The sequence below is a fragment of the Candidatus Binatota bacterium genome, from assembly GCA_012960245.1.
GTDB lineage: Bacteria > Desulfobacterota > Binatia > UBA1149 > UBA1149 > UBA1149.
Genome location: DUBO01000050.1, coordinates 123,587 through 143,871, shown reverse-complemented (window position 1 = coordinate 143,871; position 20,285 = coordinate 123,587). Strand labels below are relative to the sequence as shown.

The window sequence follows — 20,285 nt, the reverse complement described above, 5'->3', positions numbered from 1 at the left end:
GGGGTAGAGAAAACGGGTGGCTTTCTAGCTGGCGGGCGCCTACTCGACGGTGACGCTCTTGGCGAGATTACGCGGCTGGTCCACGTCGGTACCGCGTTCCACGGCCACGTGGTAGGCCAGCAACTGCAGCGGCACGGTGAGCAGCACCGGGAGCAACGACGTGCTCGTGCTGGGCACGGTTATCACGCACTCGGCCACCGCCCTGAGGTCGTCGTCGGCATTATCAGTGATGGCAATAATACGACCACCTCGTGCCTCGACCTCGCGCAGGTTGCTCAGGGTTTTCTCGTAGACCTCGTCACGCGGGATGAGCACAACCACCGGGAGGTTCTCGTCTATCAGCGCGATGGGCCCGTGCTTCATCTCACCGGCGGGATAGCCCTCGGCGTGTATGTAAGAAATCTCCTTGAGCTTGAGCGCACCCTCGAGGGCTATGGGGTAGTTGATGCCGCGACCGAGAAAGAGCAGGTCGGAGGCCGACGCGAAACGACGCGCCGCCTTTTCGACCTCGGCCTCGCACTGCAGCGTTTTTTCTACCAACGCGGGCAGCTGCACCAGTGCCTGTATGCACTCGTCCTCGAGCTGGCGATCAACGGTTCCCGCGCGGTCGCCCAGGTAGAGGCCCAGCAGGTACAACGCCGTGAGTTGGGTGGTGAACGCCTTGGTACTGGCAACGCTGATCTCGGGGCCAGCGTGGGTGTAGATGACCGCGTCGGCCTTGCGCGCGATGGACGAGTCGACCACGTTGCACACCGCCAACACTGGCGCGCCGCGCTCGCGTGCCGATTCCATTGCCGCCAGCGTGTCAGCCGTTTCACCTGACTGCGACACCACCACCGCCAGTGTGTGTTCGTCGACCAGCGGATCGCGGTAGCGAAACTCGCTGCCGTAATCCACCTCGGTGGGCAGCCTCGCGAACCGCTCGAATATGAACTTTCCCACGAGGCAGGAGTGCCACGCTGTGCCACAGGCAACCATGGTCGCCCGCTTTATGCCGTCGAGACGGTCGGCGATAGCATCGAGTTCGGGCAGGGCCACGCGACTGCTCTCCTGGGCGATACGCCCACGGGTAGTGTCGATGATGGCCTGCGGCTGCTCGTGTATCTCCTTGATGAGAAAATGCTCGTAACCGCCCTTGCGGGCCGTGACCGGATCCCAGGTAATGCGCTGGGCTTTCCTGGTGACCTCCGCGCCCGAAAAATCCGACAGCGATACTCCATCGGTGGTCAGCTCAGCTACCTCGCCGTCTTCGAGAAAGACCACGTCGCGGGTGTACTCGAGCAGGGCGGGAACGTCGGAGGCCACGAAGCTCTCGCCCTCTCCGAGCCCTATGACCACAGGCGTGGCGTTCTTTACCGCCACCAGCCGCCCGGGCTCAGCGGCCGACATGACCACGATGGCAAACGAACCGTCGAGAAGCTCTATCGTCGAGCGGACCGCCGCGAGCAGGTCGCCTGATTTCTTGAGCTCGAGGTCGACCAGGTGGGATATCACCTCGGTGTCGGTCTCGGACTGCATCTCGCAACCCTGCTCGCGCAGCTGTTCGCGCAGTTCGACGTAGTTTTCGATTATGCCGTTGTGAATAAGAACGACGTCACCTGCGCGGTGCGGATGCGCGTTCTCTTCGGACGGCCGCCCGTGCGTAGCCCAGCGTGTGTGGCCGATGCCCGATCTGCCCTCCACCGGGTTCTCGGCCAGTACCGCCACCAGGTTATCGAGCTTGCCCACGGCGCGGCGTACTTCTATTTTGCCGCCATTGAGCGTCGCCACCCCGGCTGAATCGTACCCTCGGTACTCGAGCTTACGCAGGCCGGCTACCAATACCTCGTCGGCTGGTCTCGAGCCGACGTAACCTACAATGCCGCACACGTCAGGAAGCGCCTCCCTTCTTTAATCGCTTCATGCGGCGGCGAAAACCCGCGACCCAGCCCTTGCGCACCCGCTGCGGCTTGTCGTTGAACACCAGCGCTCCGTCTTCCACGTCGCTCGACACCGTCGAGCCTGCAGCAACGTAGCTGTCGTTGCCCAGCCGTACCGGCGCCACCAACTGGGTGTCGCTGCCTATCTGCACCCGGTCTCCTATGATGGTCGGGTACTTCTGGTAGCCGTCGTAGTTGCAAGTGATGGTCCCGGCGCCCACGTTCACGTCCCTGCCAAGCTGCGCATCACCGATGTAACTGAGGTGATTGGCCTTCGAGCCACGGCCGAGCCGGCTCTTCTTGATCTCAACAAAATTCCCCACATGAACTTCCTCGTCCAAGCGGGCTTCGGGTCGCAGATGCGCGTAGGGTCCCAGCAGTGACCCCTTACCTACGCTGGCCTCGGTGGCCACTACGCCCCAGCGCAGGTGCACACGGTCGCCGACCTGGCTGTCATTGAGAAAACAGTTGCCATCGAGCACGCAGTTGCGGCCGATACGCGTGTTGCCCCAGATGCGAGCGCCGGGCCCCACCACGGTGTCGCGGCCCAGGCGCGCGTCGCAGGAAAGAGTCACCGTAGCCGGATCGAGAAAGCTCACGCCCTTGTCCATCCAGCCGGCTATCAGTCGTTCCTGCATCAGCATCTCTGCCTGCGCCAGGTCATGCCGGGAGTTTACTCCCAGCCCCTCGCTGTCGTCGTCCATCACCCAGGCAGCGGCGCTGTCCCTGGCCGAGGCCATGGCCAACAGGTCGGTAAGATAATACTCGCCCTGGGCGTTGTCCCTGCCAAGCCCGGCCAGGGCCTTGAGCATGAAGCGGGCATCGAAACACCAGGTGCCACTGTTGACCTCGAAGACCTCGCGCTGAGCAGCTGTGGCGTCGCGGTGTTCGACAACCGACAGTCGGCCGTCCATTTCTCTTATAATGCGCCCGTAGCCAGAGGGGTCGTCTACCGCCATGCCAAGCACCGTGGCCAGGGCAGCGTTGCGGCCATGCTGCTTGAGCAGCGAGCGCAGGGTTGATGTCGTCAGCAGGGGAACGTCGCCGCACAGTACGAGCACGTCGCCATCAAAGCCGCGTAGAGCCGATCTTGCCTGCAACACCGCGTGGCCGGTTCCGAGCTGCTCGGCCTGCAACACGCAGCGCAGATCACCGCCGTCATCGTCACCCACGCGAGAGCGCACGGCCTCGGCACCATCACCCACCACCACCACGAGGCGCTCGGGCTTAAGCGCCCGCGCCGACCCGAGCACGTGGTCGATCATCGCCCGACCGGCCACCTCGTGCAGCACCTTGGGCAGGTCTGAGCGCATGCGCTTGCCCTCACCAGCGGCCAGTACGACCACCGCGAGGGGTCGCCGCGCACGGCCTTTTGTTTTTCCAGTTTTGTCAGTCGCCATGTCTTTTGCCATCCAGCAGCCCCGGCAGGGGATCCTCACCGGGTTTCCATTGTATCAATCCCCCGGTGTCCTGCGCGATAATGAATACACCCCCGGGCAGCAGGGCCAGCCCTTCGGGCAGAAAACCCGGAATCCTGAACGTTCCGTGGGCCGAACCGTCACGGCCGACCAGCGCCACGCGCCCCGAAAGCGCGCTCGTTATGAGAAAAAGCTCGCGCCCAGGCAGCCACACGACCGCCGAAAGTGCGGCCGGGCCCAGTTCGTGGGCAGCCACTATGCGAGCAGCAGCGTCGCCCCGTCCACTACGCAGGGGCAGCAGCAGCTCGAGCAGGGCGGGGGGGTCGTTCTGGTTGACTGCAAAGAAGCTGCCTCCCTCGGCCTGCTCGGACGAGGCGACAAAAGTAAGTCCTTCAAGCCCATCGCCGCCGGGCTTGATGTACTCGCGGTCGCCCGCCCAGCCCCGGTCAAGACGAAAGCGCCTGAGGGCTTTGAAGGTGTCGGGATCTATCTCGACGATCTCGTCGGGTCCCTCGCGCAGCACGTAGACCAGTCCGCTCGAGGGATCGCAGGTCACACCTTCGAGGTCGCCACCGAGCACCGAGATGCGAAGCAGTTCTCCGTCGAGACCCACTTCGGCCACGTCCCCCTCGTCGCCCACCACGAAAAGCGTGTTGCGCCCCGGGTGCAGCACCAGGCCCGAAGGCTCGCGCAAGCGGGCCAGCTCCCACTGCTGCGTGGCTGCCGATCCGGCTGCTACCAGGCCCGCGCCCGCCGACAAGACCAGCAGCAACCCCAGGGCCGACAGCCGTAGAATCCGAGCATAAAGCCTGCGGGGCGAGAATTTTTGCCTGATTGAGATCACTTCGCTTCTATATTTGTCGCAACAATCGACCCAGGGCTGTTGAACCTTACATTACCATCCCAGAAAATAGGGGGACGTGAAACCACTACAACCTCTACTGAACAGGGCCCAAGCTTGTGGCCCCGAACATTATACCCCCACGCGGCACAGCCCCGATATGGTGGCGGCAGGGCTACGGGTAATTGCCACCCTGTTGCTGCCGCTGATGCTCGCGGCCTGTGCGGGCAACCCGCGCGCCACCCTGAGCGGCGGTGACAGCACGGCGCTGCCAGCGGGGCTCGCCAACGAATCGGTAGCCCTGCTGCTCGATAAGTCTTCGCGCCAGCTGTCGGTTTACCGCAAAGGTGAGCTCTACCGCCGTTACCCGGTCAACCTGGGCCGGCGACCCAGCGGTGCCAAGCGCTTCCAGGGCGACATGCGAACTCCCGAAGGGCTGTACCGAATCTCTTCTAAAAAACCCCACTACCGCTGGGCCTATTTTCTCGCCATCGACTACCCAAACCGGGGCGACCATAAACGCTATAAACGACTGCTCGAAGAAGAGCGGGTCCCGATCCTGGGCGGCAAGGCATTGGCCATAGGTTCGGGCCTGGGACTGCACGGAAGCGATAGCGCTCACGATGGCGACACGGATTGGACCAGGGGCTGCGTGGCGCTCAGCAACAGTGACATTACCGAACTCCACGAGTTGGTCGAAACCGGCACCCCCGTGCTGTTCAGGCGCTGAGCCGTAGCCAGTCGATAAGCCCGCTCCCGCGTTGCTCCGAGCGTGGGCCGCTGCCGACATAGACTGCCGAGGCCCACGGGTATACAGTTCGAGGGTGGACACCGTCCTGCTCATACTTGGACCGGCTGGCGCTGACGGGGAGCTCGTCGAAGCGGCAGCCAACCGGGCTTCAAAGGCGGGAACCGAACTCGTGCTGCTCGCCGTGTCCGACCCCGAGAGGGTCTCGGATATCGTCAGCCGCGTGTGTGAGGCCGGGCAGATCGGCTCGCGCCCGTCCGGTGACCTGGCCGACACCCTGCACGAAAGGCAGGAAAAATTACTGGTCGATCAGTCCCAACAGCTGGTGGGGGAATTCCAGGAAAAGGGGCTGGCCTGCCGCCTGGAGTTCAGGCGCGGCGACGCCGTGGCGGAAACCGCAGCGGTGATCACCAGCTTGACCCCCGATTGCGTTGTAATTGAACAAAGAAAACGCTCAGTATTCCGTCTCGTGAAGCAAAACAGGTTTCTCGACGACCTGCGCGAGAAATTCAAATTTACATTATTAGAAGTCTGACGTGAAGCAGATGTCGTCGTCTAGCTCACTGCTGCCGGCGATGATCTGGCGCAACAGCACCGGCATCAACTCGCGCATGTTCTCAACGAGCTCTTCGAGGGGCAACTCACCGTCGCAGGAACCCTCTGCGCCCAACAATTCCTGCAGGCACAGCACCGGCTTGCCAATGCTTTCGTCGAGCTCGAGCAGGTAATCAGCGTCGGGGCTCGACCATCCCACCAGCGTATCGGCAGCAGAGATAATCCCCTGTTGGCCCACTATTTCCGGGCAGGAATCGCTGCCTGGCTTTACCCCGGCCCTGGCGAGCAAGGCCAGATCATCAGCCCCCGCGCGGCCCGCCGCACTACCGCGCCCGACGGCCGACACGCGCAGCCGCTCCGACCAACCATGCCGCGCAGCGCATTCGCCGAGGATGCTCGCGGTGGCCAGCAACAGCGCCACACTGTCCGAACCTACCACCGCCACCTGCCTGGGCCCGTCGCTAATCGCTTGCTCCTGCATACAATCCACCCCGCCACGCGAACATTAAGTCCTCATAGCTGATGCCCCTACTATAGCAGTTGTAGCCTCCCCAACCGGGGGGGCTCAAGTCCCAGCAATGAATCTGGCTGCCCCCCGACTAGGTAAAAATGTTTCGCAAACGACCTCCAGCCCTTGTATTCAAGTACCCAAATGTACTAAAAACAAGCATCATGCCTCGCACAACAAAGACGCCCCGCACACCCCGGAAAGTCCGGTCGCGGACAGAAAATGCTCTGGTGGACAGGATCTTCAGCTCCTTCACAGACACCCCCGTGGGCAGGATCTACCTGGGGTCTACCAACACCAGCCTGGTACGGATGGAGTTGCCTGGAGACAACGCGTCCATACGAATGAACGTGTGGCTCGCGATGCACTTCCCGCAGGCCAAGGTAAGTCGTGGCATCACGCCGGTGCTCAGGCGCGCCACCGAACAGCTGTCCGAGTACTTTGCCGGCAAGCGGGCCGCCTTTGACCTGCCGCTGATGATGGTGGGTACCGACTTCCAGGTGGAAGTGTGGAAGGCCGTTGAAAAGATCCCCTTCGGCGGCTACCTGTCCTACGGCCAGATTTCGCGGAACGCGGGCCGCCCCAAGGCAGTGCGAGCTACCGGCCGCGCGCAGGGCGCGAACCCCCTGCCCATCATCATCCCCTGCCACCGTGTGGTGGGAGCCGACGGCACCCTTACCGGCTACGCCGGCGGCTTGGAATTGAAAAGCTGGCTGCTCGGCCACGAGGAACGCTTTCTTCCCCTGCTCTCGAAAAGAGACGCCGGGTGGCGACTGGCAAAGGGCCTGGCCGAATATCCCGAACTAAACTCCAAGAACTGAGCGCCCGGCTACTGCGCTTTTCGCGCCTGCCTGGCGCGATGAAACCACGTCAGGGTGGCCACCTGGTCTTCGCACACTGTCAGCAGCAACTGCTGCGTAAGCGGATCAGCCTGCAAAGCCTCGGCAAACTCGCGCAGCGGCCTCACCGCGTCTTCCACGTCGGGAAACTCCGCCACCACGGCGGCCAGGCGATCGGCGTCACTGGCCACCGGGTCCAGCAGCGCAGCGTTGTACTTCTCCATCCAGGCTGGCACCGCGGCGACGGCGTCGGCACCGAGGTCGGCCAGGCGACGTTCGAACAGCTCAGCGTGGGCAGCCGCCCGCGCAGCGGCGCCACGGAGACCGCCGCCAAGCTCCTCGTCGTCGGTGTTGTCGGCCCAGGCGGCCAGTGTCAACGAACCCGACCTCTCGGCAGCACGCCAGGAGTCGAGCCTGCCGGCCAGCAGGGTGGTTGAATCGTTGTCTTCGCTCACTGTCTCTTTGCTCGTTGGCTCTTTGCTCGCTGGCTCTTCAGCCGACAACTCGACGAGGACCGCGCCATCGGACTGCTCGCCGTTATCCTGTATCTCGGCCAACTGTTCGAGTAACAATTCCTCGTCCAGACTGCCGCGCCTGAAAAGTCCCAGCAGGCGGCGTATTTCTTCCTTGCGATCGTTCATCGTGGCCCCAGGTCTTTCTGCCCACACCATGATAAGACCCCGGCCCAGCGGTGATGCAAGGAAAAACGCTAAAGGAACTGCTCGCAGCAGTACGAGCGCTGCTGTGGCTGGCGCGGCTTACTGCCAGGCCCTAGCAGGCCTCGAACAGGCCGGCCATTCCCTGGCCACCGCCTATGCACATGGTGACTATGCCGTAGCGCTTGCCCTGCCTCTTGAGCTCGCGCAGCAGGTGACCGACCATGCGTGAGCCGGTCATGCCGTAGGGGTGACCGATGGCGATCGAGCCGCCGTTGGGATTGATCTGCTCGTCGGTGATACCCAGCTCGCGCATGCAGTAGAGCGCCTGCGAAGCGAACGCCTCGTTGAGCTCCACGATGTCGATGTCTTCTATCTTCAATCCGTGTCGCGACAAGAGCTTGGGCACCGCGAAGACCGGGCCTATGCCCATCTCTTCGGGCCGGCAACCGGCCACCGCGAAACCGCGGAACACGCCCATCGGCTGTACGTCGAGTTGCTTGGCTCGCTCGGCAGACATCAGCACGGTGGCAGAAGCACCATCGCTCATCTGGCTGGCATTGCCGGCTGTCACGCTGCCGTCTTCCTTGAACACCGGCTTGAGAGACGCCAGTCCCTCGAGCGTGGTGGTCGGACGGTTACACTCGTCGTGATCAACGTTGACCTCCACCATCTCTGTCTCGCCGGTCTCCTTGTTTTTCTTTGCCCAGGTGGCCGACAAGGGAGCGATCTCTTCGGCCATGATGCCCGACTCAAGCGCCGCCGCGTAGCGCTGCTGGCTGCGCAGCGCGAAAGCGTCCTGGTCTTCGCGCGAGATGTTGTAGCGCTCAGCCACTACCTCGGCCGTGTCGCCCATGCCCATGTAAACACCGGGCCATTTTTCATTGATCTTCTCGCTGAAAATACCGTTCTGGTTGGCCTGTCCCTGGCCCAGGGTGATGCTCTCCACGCCGCCGCCTATGGACACCTCGGCGCCCTCGGCAATTACCTGGTGCGCGGCCATCGCCACGGCCTGCAGGCCCGAAGAACAGAAGCGGTTGACCGTGGTGGCGGCCACCGTATCGGGTAGACCAGCTCCCAGGGTCGCCACGCGCGCGACGTTCATTCCCTGCGGCCCCTCGGGAAAACCGCAACCTATTACCACATCCTCGATCTCGGATTTATCCACGTTGGGTACGGCGTCTAGCGCCGAAACCAGGGCGTGGCTGCAAAGCTCATCGGGACGGGTGACGTTAAAACTGCCACGGTAGGACTTGGCCATGCCGGTGCGCATGCTCGAAACAATTACGGCTTCTCTCATCTTGGTAAAAACTCCAGTGCTTTCTTGATTGCGGAAAATACTCGCGTCCGCTCCGCGGCTACACTTCGTTGCCCGGGAACAAGCTGCCCCGGAACACGATATCGCCCCGGGACACTACGCCAGAACGCCGGTTCAGCCAACACGGCAAGCAGGGGGCCCGGCGATCGCTCAGAAGGGCAGCGAAAGCGGGACTAACAGGTCAAGAGCCAGCGCCAGCACGAACAGCCCACCCGCACGTCGGGTGTGACGAAACGCCCAGGCCACGTACCACAAGGGCCACAGCGGAAATCCCTCGGGGGCCTCGTCCGGCGGAGGCTCGCTCAAGGTCGCCAGGGTTTCGCGCAGCATGGGCAGGCCGGCCAACACCAGCAGCGCCCATGGCGTCAGCAGCCCGGCCAGCACCAAGGCACCCGTGGCCGGGTAAAACACCACCATCATGGCCTTAGCCCATCGCAGCGCCCGGGTCGGGCCGAGAATGACCGGCAGCGTGCGTATACCCTTGGCCGAGTCGGCCTCTATCTTGTCTATATGCTTGCCGAACAGAACCGAGGTCACCAGCAGCGCGTAGGGCAGGCTGGCCAGCAGGACATCGGCGGGCGCCGCGCCCGTAGCAACGTAGCAGGTACCACCCACCATGAGCGGGCCCCAGACGATGAATACGCCGGGCTCGCCCAACCCGTGGTGTTTAAGCCGCAGCGGCGGCGCGACGTAGAACACGCTGATGAACAACCCGCCCATCGCAAACCACGCCACCATCGGCCCACGAAGCTCGACGAAGTAAATCAGTATGAGCAGGTCAACGATGTTGGCCAGCGCTATGGCGGCGATCAACCCGCGCTTGGATACGAGGCCAGAGAAGATCGGGTGCGGCGCGTACTGCGTGCGAACGTAACCCTCGGTGTCTACTCCCGAGTCGGTGTCGAAGTAGTCGTTGATCATGTTGTTGGCCGCGTGGGCCACGAGTAGACCGAAAGTCGCGAGCGCAAACAGGCCCCAGTCGGCGTTGCCTCCGTGGGCGGCAAGCAAGCCCCCCACGCAGGCCGAGAACAAGGTCATCGGAAAAACGCTTGCGCGCACGATGAGCAACCAGCGCGACAACAGGTCCACGCGGCGGCCTTCTTCGAGATTCTGGGTCTGCAGTACCTGGAGCCAGTTCGAAACCAATGAATTTGTTGCCATGACGGACAGCATCTTGCCGCGTAACGGATCCCAGGCAAACAGCCGCCGACCACGCCCTTCAGTCCGGGCCGGATTCGATTCCCGCCGCCGCTGTAGCTAGACTCGGTTGCGTGGAACTCCCGCCACCCCTGGGCTGCCTCGAACGAGAACCGCTGGTGCTACTGGTCACGGGCCGTACCGCCGTGGCCACGATAGGCGGTATGCCGTCGGTGGCGAGGCACGCGGCGGTGGCCGAGCGCCTGGGTTACGAGCCGCTGGTGCTCTACCCGGGCAGCATGCGCGCCCTGGGCGCTGAGATCAGCGGCGCGGTGGGGCAGCGCGTGAGCTGCGTGCCGTCCAACGCCTTCAACACCGAGGCCGGCGACGATGACAGGCAGGTGCTGGTACTCGCTGGCGACTGGTACGTGTCGCCCGGCGCTGTGGTGGATTTCATCGAGAGCACCACCGGCCCCGCGCTCGCCCGCTTCAACGACAGGACACGAGAAGTAGCGCCGCTCGCGCGCATGAGCGTGGCCTCGCTCAAGCGCATAATTCCCGCGCTGGCCAACACGCCGTCGGGCGAACTGATAAACCGCAACTCTGATGCCAACTCTATGTTGGTGGACCTCCCGGCTACCGAACGCCACCGACTGAGCGACAGCGTGGCAGTGGACCGTGCCGAGACCAAGCTCTTCAACCGCGCGGGCGTCAAGCGCGAGTCGCCGCTGCTGCGCCTGGTGCAGAACTACCTCACCTTGCCCATCACCCGCCGCCTGGCTGCCACCAGCGTGCTGCCGCTGCACGTGTCGGCGGCCAAGATCGCTCTCGGGTTGCTGGCCGCGTGGGTGATTACCGCCGGATCCTGGCTGACCGGTGTCGCCGGCGCGCTGCTTTTCTTCCTTTCGCGGGTGCTGGACGGGGTCTCGTCGGACCTCGCACGCGCCGCGATCAAGGATGGCTCGTCGGGCGAAAAGGCCGACTTCTACGGCGACCTCGCCGTTATGGCGGCCATGCTGTGGGCGCTGTCTGGTCGCGCCGACAGTGGGGTACACGGCGAGCTGCTGGCCTCGGTGGCCTTCGCCGGTGTAGTGCTCAGCGCGTGGCTGGCGTGGAAGAGAATCTTCCACGCCCAGTGGACCCGCGATCGCGACCGCGCGCCAGGTTTTCTGCACGTGCGCCCCGCGAGTTTCGCCAGCCGCTTCGCCAACCGTAACGGCACCGCCTGGGCGCTGCTGCTCACCACCGTGGCCGGAAGACCGGACCTGTTCTTGTGGGCCTGCGCCGTGGCGGCGCACGTTTACTACCTCTTGTGGATAATTACTGACCGCCGCAAGCAGGCAACCGGAGACGCGGGCCTTGCCTGAAGCCGCCGTTACCTGCCGCGGACTCACGCGCAGCTTCGGCCGCGTTGGCGTACTGCGCGGTCTTGACCTGGAGCTCGAGCGCGGGGCGAGCATGGCCCTGCTGGGTGCAAATGGATCGGGTAAAACAACCCTGCTGCGACTCCTGGCGGGACTGTTACGCGCCGACGGTGGTAGCTCCACGGTGCTCGGGCACCCACTGCCCTCAACGGCCGTCCTGCGCCGGAAGCTGGGCTACCTCGGTCATGAGAGCTGGCTGTACGGTGACCTGAGCGCCCGTGAAAACCTGGAGTTCTACTGCCGACTCTATGGCGTCAGCGATGATGGCTCGGTTGACTCGCTACTCGAACGGGTGGGCATGACACGAGCAGCATCGAGGCGCGTGCGTAGTTTTTCGCGTGGCATGGTGCAGCGCCTTTCGCTCGCGCGCACCCTGCTGCACGACCCCGAACTGCTTCTTCTCGACGAACCGTTTACCGGCCTGGACCGAGACGGCGTCGAGTTACTCGAAAACCTGGTGGCCGAGCAACGGACGGCCGGCACGAGCATACTTATGGTCACCCACGATCTCACGCGCGTGTCACTGCTGGCCGACCAGGCCGTGTTGCTCGGGCGCGGACGCGTGGCCTGGCAGGGACAAGGGAACGACCTGGCGCCGGAACGACTTGAACAGGCATGGCGTGACACGACCAGTAGCCAAGGTGGCCGCGCTGCCACCGACGGGGGAACGCAAACGTGCTGACGCTGCTCACGCGTGATCTGAGGTTGCAGTTTCGCAGGGGTGAGCTGTTGGCCTCCTCCTTCGTGATGGGCGTGCTCATGCTGCTGGCCTTCAACTTCTCTCTCGACCTGTCGCCAGACAACGTGGCCGCGTTGGCTCCGGGCATACTGTGGGTGGCTGTACTTTTCTCGGCCGGACTCGCCGCCGGCCACGGCTTCGTTGGCGAACGAGAGAACGGCTGCATTGACGCCATAGTGGCTTCGCCGCTGGACCGCGGCTCGGTCTACCTCGCCAAGTTCACCGTCAACCTGCTGCTGTTGCTGCTGTTCGAAGCCATGCTGCTTCCGGTGTTCGCGCTGTTCTTTGAACTGTCGGTGCTGCCCGTACTCGCACCGCTGGCACTGGCGTTGTTGCTTGGCAGCATCGGCCTGGCGGCAGTGGGGACCCTGTTCGCCCTGGTTACGGTGGGCGGAGGCGGCCGCGACCTGGCCCTGCCCATACTGCTGCTGCCGTTGGAGGTGCCATTGCTCATAGCCTCCGTCAAGATCACCCGCGTAATCATGGCCGGCGGCGGTTTCCCCTGGGGTGACAGCTGGGTCAGACTGTTACTTGGCTTCGACCTGCTGTTCGTGGTTGCCGGCTGGCTGGCCTTTGAATACGTGGCCACTGATTAAGTTATGACTACCGTCCCCTTTCTCTACAAAACCGAGTCCCTGCTCATGCGCGTGCTTCCCCTGCCGGTGGCGCTGGGTATGCTGGCTTCGCTGTGTGCCGTGTTCTGGTGGGTGCCCACCGAGCGCGTGCAGGGCGCCGTGCAGCGCATATTTTATTTCCATGTCCCCTCGGCCTGGTGCTGCTTCCTGGCCTTCGGCCTGGCATCGGTGACCAGCGCAGCCTACCTGTGGAAACGCCACCGCGACTGGGACAACGCCGCCCGCGCCGCGGTTGAAACCGGCATGCTGTTTGCCACCGCCGTACTCATTACCGGGCCAATCTGGGCGCGGCCGATCTGGGGCGTGTGGTGGACCTGGGACTCACGGCTGACGACCATGCTCGTGCTGTGGTTGATCTTTGCTGCCTACCTGCTCCTGCGCGCGTTCTCGGGCGAGCGTGACGGTGGCTCCTCGGGGGCTCGCTTTGCGGCGGTACTCGCCATAGTGGGCACGCTGGACATCCCACTGATCATGCTCTCCACGCGCCTGTGGCGTACCGTCCACCCGGCCGTGCTCAAGACCAGCGAAGGCGGCTCCGGGCTTTCCGACCCGCGCATGATCACCACGCTGATACTGTGCACGCTTACCTTTATGATCATGTTCGCGTGGCTGTGGGCGCTGGGTGCGCGTTCGCTGCGACTTGACGACCAGGTGGCGCTGCTCGAAGAACGTGGTGACCGCCTGGCCATGGCCACGGGCAGCAATACAAGCACGGGAGAGGCAACCGTATGAACAACCTGCAATTTCTCGGCGCGGCCTTCCTGGTCGTTTGGACACTGGTACTGCTTTACGCCTGGAGAGTCGGCTTGCGTTGCCGCGAACTGGAACAACGGATAGCCGAGCTCGAGCGTTCCCTGCCGGACAGTAATTGACCGGCGCGCCCCTGCCACTTCTCACCCGCACGCGCAGGTTCCTGGGCGTCGCCAGCATGGTGCTGGCCATCTACTGTCGCTACAAGAGCCGGCAGGTGCTGGGCCTGCTGACCGGCCGACGCCACCACCACGACTGGTACGACGGCTGTCACCACGCGAGCGCGTTGCGCCTGCGCAACACCGCGCTGGCGATGGAAGGCCTGCTGATCAAGGCCTGCCAGTTTGCCGGCAGCCGCGCCGACGTGCTGCCACCGGCCTGGATAGAAATACTGTCCGAGCTTCACGACCGCGTACCGCCCAGGCCCTTCACCGAAATGAAACCCTGGCTGGAGCAGCAGCTCGGCAAGACGCTCGAGCAGGCCTACTCCAGCTTCGACACGCAGCCCATTGCCGCCGCGTCGCTGGCACAGGTGTACCGCGCCACCCTGCATGACGGCACCCCGGTGGCCGTCAAGGTACAGTACCCCGGCATAGACCGGGTGATCGCCACAGACATAGCCAATTTCGGGTTCTTCGTGCGCTTGCTGGCGCGAATAGAGCGCAGCTTTGACCTGCGCGTGCTGCTCTCGGAAATCGCCACCTACGTGCCGCTCGAACTCGACTTCGTCAACGAAGCGGCCAACGCACGAAAGTTTCGTGACAACTTTGCCGACGACCCCGGCGTGGAGTTTCCCGAACCCATCGAGGAGCTCACCTGCCGAACGGTGCTGACCATGCACTTCATGGAAGGGGTCAAGCCCACCGACCTGGCGGCGCTGAAACGGCTGGGCATAGACCCACACGAAGTAGCCGAGCGACTGGTGCGCTGCTACCTCGTGCAGATACTCAAGCACGGGTTTTTTCACGCCGACCCTCACCCGGGCAACCTCCTGGTGAGACCCGGCCCGGTGCTGGTGTTGCTCGACCTCGGGCTGGCGCGCGAGTTCACACCCGAAAAACGCAAGTCGGCAGCCCGCCTCGCAGCCGCCGTCGTGGCCGACGACCCCGCGCGCGTGGCCAGCGCTTTTCGCGAGCTGGGCTTTGAGACCCGCGACCAGGACGACGAGGTCTTCGCCACAATAGCCGAACTTATGCTGGGGCAGGCTCTCGCGAGCGGCCGCGCCTACGCCGACCCGGCAATGGTGGAGCGCATCAACGACGAGCTGTGGCACGCCCTGAGGGGCAATCCCATAGTAAAGGCAGGTTCCGACCTGCTGCTGGTGCTGCGCGTGATGGGTCTGCTCAGCGGCCTGGGCAAACAGCTCGACTCACAGGTAGACCCGGTAAAGGCCATGGTGCCCTTCCTGGTCGGCCTGGAGTGATACGTCCCTGACTACGCGACCCGAAGCCGTGTCGGGGCAGCGCCGTGTCAGCCGGCGTATCTGGTGGAAAGGCGAACCAAGTTTATACCTGCAACCAGAACTCCCTCGCGGCAGGCTCCATAACTCGAACTTCCCATTGGGCAGCAGATTCGATATCTAAGACCATCATGAACTGGACACACGGCTTTTCGCCGGCCTTGCTGGACGTTATTCTGAAGATCGGTGAAGTCCAGGATTTTGGTGACCGCGATTGCATGATCCAGTTCGGCGATTGCGACACACACCTGTTCCACATTCTTTCGGGAGAAGTTTCCGTCGACACCGATCCGGCTCCGACCATGCTGAAAACAGGAGACCTTCTCGGGGAGATGGCCTTCCTGGACAACCGGCCGCGGACGGCCACGGCTTCGGCGGTAGGACCGGTAAAGGCGAGGCGCATCGAGCGGCAGGAATTGTTTCGGGCACTGTGCGAACAGCCCCGCGATATCACCGTAATCCTCGAAGCTCTCACCGCGCTGCAGCAGTCGCGCCTGCGGGTTGGCGAAAAGGGCAGCGAGATCGAGCCTCGTGCGTTCGTCGAAGAACTCGCAGCCTCGGCGACGTCCCACCGTGCGCTTCGGCACCCCTACCTCTCCGACCTGGCCGCCGGCAACCTTCCAGACATGAGTTGGGCTCTGACAGATTTCGCAAGGCACTATAACGGCTACTCCTCGCACTTCCCCCGCTACCTCACCGCGCTCATTTCTCGGCTGGAAAAAACCGAACATCGCGAGGCTCTGCTGGAGAACCTGACCGAAGAGTCAGGACAGTACGACGATGAGGGCCTGGCCCTGCTCACGGAAATCGGGATCGAAGCGGAGTGGGTCGTCGGCGTTCCTCACCCGTTGCTGTTCCAGCGCTTTCGGGAAGCACTGGGAATGAACGAAAAATCAGCCGGGGAGGAGCATATCGAGGTAGTTTGTTGGCGCGACATGTTTCTCAACGCTCTCAGCTATGGTTCGTCCGCTGAAGCCGTGGGCGCCCTCGGCCTGGGCACCGAGAACATCGTCCGGCAGATCTACGTTCCCTTCGTCAGGGCCATCGAATCCGTAGGCGATATCGGTGCAAGGGACGCCGTGTTCTTCCCTCTCCACACGGCCGTCGACGACCACCACCAGGCCGCCCTCGCGAGAATCGCCATCGATCTTGCGGTGACGCCTGAAGGTCGATTCGACCTCGCACGCGGAATGCACAAGGCCCTCTCCTTGCGTGCTGATTTCTGGAGTTGGCTCCACGAGCGCGCGCTGAACCCGGAGGCGTACGCAGATGACTGACGGTCCCCGCTCCACGCGGGAAATCTACGACAGCGCTTCGCCCAAATGGGCGCGCAACGAGAAGTTGTTGCTCAGTGACTTCACGGCGCGCCCATACGTGCTGGAGCAACTTGAGCCACTCTCGGATCAACGCGTTCTCGACCTGGGGTGCGGTGAAGGCTTCGTTGCACGGCAGATCAAGGCGGCGGGTGCCGCGTCTGTTCTCGGAATCGATCTGTCCGAAGGAATGATCGATGAGGCTCGCGCCGAAGAGAAGAGGAATCCGCAGGGCATCGAATATCGACAGGGAGATGCTGCGGATCTGCAGGATCTCTCCGAAGCGGCCTTTGACCGCATCGCCGCCGTTTTTCTCTTCAACTACGTGACAAGCGACGTAATGACCGAGGTGATCCGCAGCGTTCGCTCCTGGCTCGCGCCCGGTGGTCGTTTCGTGTTCACCGTTCCCCATCCGAGCCTGCCGTTCATGCGCGGCGAGGAGCCCCCGTTCTTCTTTCGTCGGGACGGCACCGGCTACTTCAGTGCAAGGGATAAGACCCTCGAAGGGTCGATCTGGCGGAGGGATGGAGTGGCTGTTCCAGTGCGTTGCGTACACAAGCCGCTGGAGGTCTACTTCGAAGCGCTTGGGAATGCCGGGTGGACCGGCATGCCGAAAGTCATGGAACTGAGGGTTCAGCCGGAACACGTCAACCTGGATCGCGACTTCTTCGAGCCCCTTCTCGACCAGCCGCTCCACCTGCTTTTTTCGGTCGAGAAACAGGAGTAGCCGGTGCGGGTCGATAGAAAGAGCTACCCGGTAGCACCCGAGCCGCTCGACGAACGCCGCTTTGACGTGGATACCCTGCTTCGCGATTCCGGCTGGAAACTCGGCGCTCCGGGATCGCTGCTTCGCGAGCGCACAAGACTGGCCGAATGGGCAGCCGAGCAACACGATGCCATCGCGAGCTACCGACACGGGGTCATCGATCTTCCCGAAACAACCGCCCTGGCCGTCGCGATCCGCGAGCAACTGGACACCCGCTCAGGGGTTGCCTGGGTAACGGGAATTCCCGTGGAAGGAGATCCGACTACCGCCTCGCTACTGTACCTCGCCCTCGGTGCGGCCATGGGAGAAGTCATCGAGACCTACGGGCCGCTATACGACGTGGTCGATCAGGGCGAGAGCTACAAGAAAACCGCGATCCCGGTATCGCAGACGCGCGAATCCACCGGGATGCACACCGACAGTTCCCGTCTGGGCAACGTCCCGGACTATGTCGGACTGCTCTGCCAGAGGCCGGCTCGAAGCGGCGGCGGGTCGAGGATCGCCAGCGCAACCCAGGCCCACGAGGCCTTGCGCCGTCTCAACCCAAGCGCCCTGGAGGTTCTCTACCGGGACTTCATTCGCGACATCGTAACTCCTGGAGCCGACCGAGCCCCCGCCAGCATCGCCGACAACCGGTTCCCGATCTTTCAACACGAAGAGGGACTGACCCTGCGTTACATGCGCTACTGGATCGAAACCGGTCACCGCATTACCGGCGTGCCTATCCTGGAAGAAGAGAGGAAGGCAATGGACTCCCTGGACGAAGAACTCTCCCGCGAGGAGCACATGTTCCGCCTTGACCTCTCCGCTGGCGACATGCTCTGGATAGCAAATCGCGTCGTCGCCCACGACCGGGACGCCTACACGGAAGATCCCGATCATCCCAGATGGTTACTGCGGCAGTGGGTCCGGAGCCCCGACGCACACGGATAGGAAAACAAAGCGGGCGGCTGTATCCCGAGCCAGGTTCCACCGAGGGGCGTGTTGTGAAGTCGCGGCTGGTGCTGCGCGTGATGGGTCTGCTCAGCGGCCTGGGCAAACAGCTCGACTCACAGGTAGACCCGGTAAAGGCCATGGTGCCCTTCCTGGCCGGCCTGGAGTGATACGCCCTTGCCGCGGCCCGAGTACTTGGAGGAAGGGCGGGCCAGGAGTTTTTACCTGCAGGCACGATTTCTTCGCGGCGGGCTACGTTACTGGAGGGTCAGCCAACCCGCCCCTCGAGCAACCTCTCCACGTACTTGCCCAGCACGTCGAGCTCGAGGTTAACGGCGTCGCCCGCTGCCCGCTGCCCCAGCGTGGTGACGGTCATCGTGTGGGGAATGAGCGCCACGTCGAAGCTGTCGTCGGTGAGCGCGTAGCAGGTCAGGCTCACACCGTCGACAGCCACCGAGCCTTTCTCGACCAGCCGTACCAGCAGTTCGGGGGAAGTCTCGAAGGTGTACACCGACGATTCGCCTTCTTCGCGCACGGTGCGCACGCGGCCAACACCGTCGACGTGACCGGTCACGACATGGCCACCCAGGCGATCACCCATGCGCAGCGAGCGCTCGAGGTTAACCGGCGCACCCTCGCCCAGGTCACCAAGCGTCGTACACCTGAGCGACTCCGATGAAACGTCTACACTGAAGCCGGTGTCGCCAATGACCACCACCGTCATGCAGGCTCCGTTCAGGGTGATGCTCTCGCCCATAACCAGCTCAGCAGTGGGCAGCGCGGTAGTTATCTCCAGTCGGCAGCCCTGCTCCAGCGGCGATACTGAGGCCACGCTGGCCAGGTCTTCGATGATGCCGGTAAACACGGTGTGGGTTGGCTGCTTCAGCCGCGGCCTTCGAGCAGGCTGCGCACCCAGCGGCTCATCCAGCCCTCGCCGTCGCGCTCCTCGATAGACTCGAGCTCGCCCTTGTCCAGCCAGATGCCGCCGCAATCGGCGCACTCGTCAATGGCAACGCCGCTGTGGTCGCGCTCGGCCAGTGCCACCCCGCAGCGCGGGCACAGTCCCTTTGGAGCCGGCGGCTGGTCGGCCTCGCGTATGGCGTCGAGCCGTTCGCGGTCCTTTTGCGCGAAGTACCTGTCCTCTTCGGCTTTTTCCTTGTCCTTGAGCTTGTCGCCAAACTTGTCCTTGCTACTCATCCGTCGTCTTCTCCCTGCTCGCGGCCGTCGATGAAACATCGGCCTTGTCTCGCTTAACACGTGCCCGGGCCCAGTCCAGCGCCCGCCGGGCCCGCCGACTCTCCGGGGCCATGAGCCCAAGACCCGCCAGCACGAACACCCAGCCCTGCAGCACGGGAATAAACCCACCCACGAATCCCAACAGCAGCAGGGCGCTGCCCGCCGTCAGGCGAAACCATCTCAGTGCTTTTCTTTTCAACGCGGGCGTACTTCCAGCGGCGCATTGTAGGCAGGCTGGGCCTACGGTTCCAGCCCACGGCGGCGCCATTACCCCCCGCCGTGTAACGAAAACGGCCAAGCCCATTGTGGAGCGCCCCCACGGGGCTTATTCTTTTAGACTGGGCCTCGCCTGCAGCGTGGCCCACAGTGAAGCCATGTACCCCATACGCGACACGCTGGGACCTTACCGATTTGCGCCCGCCACCTGGCTGCTCATAGCTGGTAACTGCACGGCTTTTTATTTTCTTGTCGTTTCCTCCAAGCCCGAAGAGCTGCTCGCCACCTGGGCAATGTTTCCCTATCGCCTGGAAGCCTCGGCGTCTCCCGCTGTGCTGTTGAGCACCATCACCGCAGCCTTTCTGCACGGCGGATTCTTTCACCTGGCAAGCAACCAGCTCTACCTTTTCGTGTTCGGCCACCGCGTGGAGCAACGGCTGGGAAGCTTCTTGTTCGTGCTGCTGTACCTGTCGGGCGCGCTGTCAGCCGGCATCATGCACGTGCTGGCCGACCCCTACTCCAGCGTGCCCATGGTGGGCGCGTCGGGAGCCGTGAGCGCCGTGCTGGGTGCCTACCTGGTTTACTTTCCGCTGGCGCGCGTGCAGTTCACCTTCGTGCTCATCCGGGTGTGGATACCAGCCATGGTCTTCATCGTGGCCTGGTTGGCCACGCAGGTGCTGGGCGTGTTCTCGGCAGACCTGGCAACGGCCTGGTGGGCCCACCTGGGCGGCTTTTCCTTCGGCTGCTTCGCCGCGCTCATGCTCAGGGGATTCCACCGTCCCCTCACCGCCGAAACCCAGTCCGCCTGAAACGCCAAGCTCTCCGGCGACCTTGCCCGCGGCCGTTTCGTGCTTATCTTCTGTCTACAGACCGGC

The 20,285-nt window shown here is 63.5% G+C and carries 23 protein-coding genes; 13 read left to right on the top strand and 10 right to left on the bottom strand.

Features of this window, described 5'->3' with window-relative positions:
* Nucleotides 1-39: 39 nt before the first annotated feature.
* Genes glmS through EYQ35_09405 form a run of 3 tightly spaced genes read right to left on the bottom strand, consistent with a single transcriptional unit; the run spans nucleotide 40 to nucleotide 4,181 of the window.
* Nucleotides 40-1,869, bottom strand: coding sequence for a glutamine--fructose-6-phosphate transaminase (isomerizing) (gene glmS / locus EYQ35_09415; protein HIF64356.1), 1,830 nt, complete (start codon nucleotides 1,867-1,869; stop codon nucleotides 40-42).
* Nucleotide 1,870: 1 nt separating this feature from the next.
* Nucleotides 1,871-3,331, bottom strand: a complete 1,461-nt coding sequence (gene glmU, locus EYQ35_09410; GenBank protein HIF64355.1) for a UDP-N-acetylglucosamine diphosphorylase/glucosamine-1-phosphate N-acetyltransferase — start codon at nucleotides 3,329-3,331, stop codon at nucleotides 1,871-1,873.
* Entirely contained in the window at nucleotides 3,309-4,181 is an 873-nt protein-coding gene (locus EYQ35_09405) for a hypothetical protein (GenBank protein ID HIF64354.1), read from the bottom strand. Before EYQ35_09405 ends, glmU begins: the two co-directional genes overlap by 23 nt.
* A 157-nt stretch (nucleotides 4,182-4,338) precedes the next feature.
* Here EYQ35_09405 and EYQ35_09400 point away from each other — a divergent pair, with 157 nt between their 5' ends.
* Nucleotides 4,339-4,908 carry a hypothetical protein gene (locus EYQ35_09400; GenBank protein HIF64353.1) on the top strand — a complete coding sequence of 190 codons (570 nt, stop codon included), beginning with the start codon at nucleotides 4,339-4,341 and terminating at the stop codon, nucleotides 4,906-4,908.
* Between the two features lie 94 nt (nucleotides 4,909-5,002).
* A complete protein-coding gene (locus EYQ35_09395) occupies nucleotides 5,003-5,461 on the top strand; it encodes a hypothetical protein (protein HIF64352.1) in 459 nt (152 codons plus the stop codon).
* On the opposite strand, the gene EYQ35_09390 is transcribed toward EYQ35_09395, so the two are convergent.
* Nucleotides 5,450-5,962, bottom strand: coding sequence for a hypothetical protein (locus EYQ35_09390; protein ID HIF64351.1), 513 nt, complete (start codon nucleotides 5,960-5,962; stop codon nucleotides 5,450-5,452). The two genes, EYQ35_09395 and EYQ35_09390, sit on opposite strands and share 12 nt — an antisense overlap.
* 191 nt (nucleotides 5,963-6,153) lie before the next feature.
* On the opposite strand from EYQ35_09390, the gene EYQ35_09385 reads away from it, so the two are divergent.
* On the top strand, nucleotides 6,154-6,810 hold the full coding sequence (locus EYQ35_09385; protein ID HIF64350.1) for a methylated-DNA--[protein]-cysteine S-methyltransferase: 657 nt from the start codon (nucleotides 6,154-6,156) through the stop codon (nucleotides 6,808-6,810).
* A gap of 8 nt (nucleotides 6,811-6,818) precedes the next feature.
* On the opposite strand, the gene EYQ35_09380 is transcribed toward EYQ35_09385, so the two are convergent.
* From EYQ35_09380 to EYQ35_09370, 3 genes are all read right to left on the bottom strand, one after another.
* The gene (locus EYQ35_09380) at nucleotides 6,819-7,469 is read right to left on the bottom strand and encodes a hypothetical protein (GenBank protein ID HIF64349.1); all 651 of its coding nucleotides are present in this window, start codon (nucleotides 7,467-7,469) and stop codon (nucleotides 6,819-6,821) included.
* 130 nt (nucleotides 7,470-7,599) lie between these two features.
* Nucleotides 7,600-8,784, bottom strand: a complete 1,185-nt coding sequence (locus EYQ35_09375; GenBank protein HIF64348.1) for a thiolase family protein — start codon at nucleotides 8,782-8,784, stop codon at nucleotides 7,600-7,602.
* A 168-nt stretch (nucleotides 8,785-8,952) separates the two neighbouring features.
* A complete protein-coding gene (locus EYQ35_09370) occupies nucleotides 8,953-9,975 on the bottom strand; it encodes a prenyltransferase (GenBank protein ID HIF64347.1) in 1,023 nt (340 codons plus the stop codon).
* A gap of 98 nt (nucleotides 9,976-10,073) precedes the next feature.
* Between EYQ35_09370 and EYQ35_09365 the strand changes: the two genes are divergently transcribed.
* From EYQ35_09365 to EYQ35_09325, 9 genes are all read left to right on the top strand, one after another.
* Nucleotides 10,074-11,306: a hypothetical protein gene (locus EYQ35_09365; protein ID HIF64346.1), complete on the top strand. Its 1,233-nt coding sequence runs from the start codon at nucleotides 10,074-10,076 to the stop codon at nucleotides 11,304-11,306.
* On the top strand, nucleotides 11,263-12,045 hold the full coding sequence (gene ccmA, locus EYQ35_09360) for a heme ABC exporter ATP-binding protein CcmA (protein ID HIF64345.1): 783 nt from the start codon (nucleotides 11,263-11,265) through the stop codon (nucleotides 12,043-12,045). The genes EYQ35_09365 and ccmA overlap by 44 nt, the downstream gene beginning before the upstream one ends.
* Nucleotides 12,039-12,698: a hypothetical protein gene (locus EYQ35_09355; GenBank protein ID HIF64344.1), complete on the top strand. Its 660-nt coding sequence runs from the start codon at nucleotides 12,039-12,041 to the stop codon at nucleotides 12,696-12,698. The genes ccmA and EYQ35_09355 overlap by 7 nt, the downstream gene beginning before the upstream one ends.
* A 45-nt stretch (nucleotides 12,699-12,743) precedes the next feature.
* Nucleotides 12,744-13,469, top strand: coding sequence for a cytochrome C assembly protein (locus EYQ35_09350; protein HIF64343.1), 726 nt, complete (start codon nucleotides 12,744-12,746; stop codon nucleotides 13,467-13,469).
* The gene (locus EYQ35_09345; protein HIF64342.1) at nucleotides 13,466-13,609 is read left to right on the top strand and encodes a CcmD family protein; all 144 of its coding nucleotides are present in this window, start codon (nucleotides 13,466-13,468) and stop codon (nucleotides 13,607-13,609) included. Before EYQ35_09350 ends, EYQ35_09345 begins: the two co-directional genes overlap by 4 nt.
* The gene (locus EYQ35_09340; protein HIF64341.1) at nucleotides 13,606-14,910 is read left to right on the top strand and encodes an AarF/ABC1/UbiB kinase family protein; all 1,305 of its coding nucleotides are present in this window, start codon (nucleotides 13,606-13,608) and stop codon (nucleotides 14,908-14,910) included. The genes EYQ35_09345 and EYQ35_09340 overlap by 4 nt, the downstream gene beginning before the upstream one ends.
* 167 nt (nucleotides 14,911-15,077) lie before the next feature.
* Nucleotides 15,078-16,223, top strand: coding sequence for a cyclic nucleotide-binding domain-containing protein (locus EYQ35_09335; protein HIF64340.1), 1,146 nt, complete (start codon nucleotides 15,078-15,080; stop codon nucleotides 16,221-16,223).
* Nucleotides 16,216-16,986, top strand: a complete 771-nt coding sequence (locus EYQ35_09330) for a class I SAM-dependent methyltransferase (protein HIF64339.1) — start codon at nucleotides 16,216-16,218, stop codon at nucleotides 16,984-16,986. Before EYQ35_09335 ends, EYQ35_09330 begins: the two co-directional genes overlap by 8 nt.
* Before the next feature lie 3 nt (nucleotides 16,987-16,989).
* Complete coding sequence (locus EYQ35_09325) at nucleotides 16,990-17,958, top strand: hypothetical protein (protein ID HIF64338.1); 969 nt, start codon at nucleotides 16,990-16,992, stop codon at nucleotides 17,956-17,958.
* A gap of 268 nt (nucleotides 17,959-18,226) precedes the next feature.
* Here EYQ35_09325 and EYQ35_09320 read toward each other — a convergent pair whose 3' ends face one another.
* The 3 genes from EYQ35_09320 to EYQ35_09310 are packed head-to-tail and all read right to left on the bottom strand — an operon-like array spanning nucleotide 18,227 to nucleotide 19,498.
* Nucleotides 18,227-18,958, bottom strand: coding sequence for a riboflavin synthase (locus EYQ35_09320; GenBank protein HIF64337.1), 732 nt, complete (start codon nucleotides 18,956-18,958; stop codon nucleotides 18,227-18,229).
* On the bottom strand, nucleotides 18,841-19,194 hold the full coding sequence (locus tag EYQ35_09315) for a hypothetical protein (GenBank protein ID HIF64336.1): 354 nt from the start codon (nucleotides 19,192-19,194) through the stop codon (nucleotides 18,841-18,843). Before EYQ35_09315 ends, EYQ35_09320 begins: the two co-directional genes overlap by 118 nt.
* Nucleotides 19,148-19,498: a hypothetical protein gene (locus tag EYQ35_09310; protein ID HIF64335.1), complete on the bottom strand. Its 351-nt coding sequence runs from the start codon at nucleotides 19,496-19,498 to the stop codon at nucleotides 19,148-19,150. The genes EYQ35_09315 and EYQ35_09310 overlap by 47 nt, the downstream gene beginning before the upstream one ends.
* Here EYQ35_09310 and EYQ35_09305 point away from each other — a divergent pair.
* A complete protein-coding gene (locus EYQ35_09305) occupies nucleotides 19,266-20,219 on the top strand; it encodes a rhomboid family intramembrane serine protease (protein HIF64334.1) in 954 nt (317 codons plus the stop codon). The genes EYQ35_09310 and EYQ35_09305 overlap by 233 nt on opposite strands.
* Nucleotides 20,220-20,285 lie beyond the last annotated feature (66 nt).

Excerpts from the sequence above, each read along its gene's own strand:
- EYQ35_09370 (HIF64347.1), bottom strand. The coding sequence starts at position 9,975 with ATGCTGTCCGTCATGGCAACAAATTCATTGGTTTCGAACTGGCTCCAG.
- EYQ35_09310 (HIF64335.1), bottom strand. The coding sequence starts at position 19,498 with ATGGGCTTGGCCGTTTTCGTTACACGGCGGGGGGTAATGGCGCCGCCG.
- EYQ35_09305 (HIF64334.1), top strand. The coding sequence starts at position 19,266 with ATGAGCCCAAGACCCGCCAGCACGAACACCCAGCCCTGCAGCACGGGA.
- EYQ35_09345 (HIF64342.1), top strand. The coding sequence starts at position 13,466 with ATGAACAACCTGCAATTTCTCGGCGCGGCCTTCCTGGTCGTTTGGACA.
- EYQ35_09400 (HIF64353.1), top strand. The coding sequence starts at position 4,339 with ATGGTGGCGGCAGGGCTACGGGTAATTGCCACCCTGTTGCTGCCGCTG.
- EYQ35_09350 (HIF64343.1), top strand. The coding sequence starts at position 12,744 with ATGCGCGTGCTTCCCCTGCCGGTGGCGCTGGGTATGCTGGCTTCGCTG.
- EYQ35_09385 (HIF64350.1), top strand. The coding sequence starts at position 6,154 with ATGCCTCGCACAACAAAGACGCCCCGCACACCCCGGAAAGTCCGGTCG.
- EYQ35_09375 (HIF64348.1), bottom strand. The coding sequence starts at position 8,784 with ATGAGAGAAGCCGTAATTGTTTCGAGCATGCGCACCGGCATGGCCAAG.
- EYQ35_09380 (HIF64349.1), bottom strand. The coding sequence starts at position 7,469 with ATGAACGATCGCAAGGAAGAAATACGCCGCCTGCTGGGACTTTTCAGG.
- EYQ35_09315 (HIF64336.1), bottom strand. The coding sequence starts at position 19,194 with ATGTTTCATCGACGGCCGCGAGCAGGGAGAAGACGACGGATGAGTAGC.
- EYQ35_09390 (HIF64351.1), bottom strand. The coding sequence starts at position 5,962 with ATGCAGGAGCAAGCGATTAGCGACGGGCCCAGGCAGGTGGCGGTGGTA.
- glmU (HIF64355.1), bottom strand. The coding sequence starts at position 3,331 with ATGGCAAAAGACATGGCGACTGACAAAACTGGAAAAACAAAAGGCCGT.
- EYQ35_09330 (HIF64339.1), top strand. The coding sequence starts at position 16,216 with ATGACTGACGGTCCCCGCTCCACGCGGGAAATCTACGACAGCGCTTCG.
- EYQ35_09335 (HIF64340.1), top strand. The coding sequence starts at position 15,078 with ATGAACTGGACACACGGCTTTTCGCCGGCCTTGCTGGACGTTATTCTG.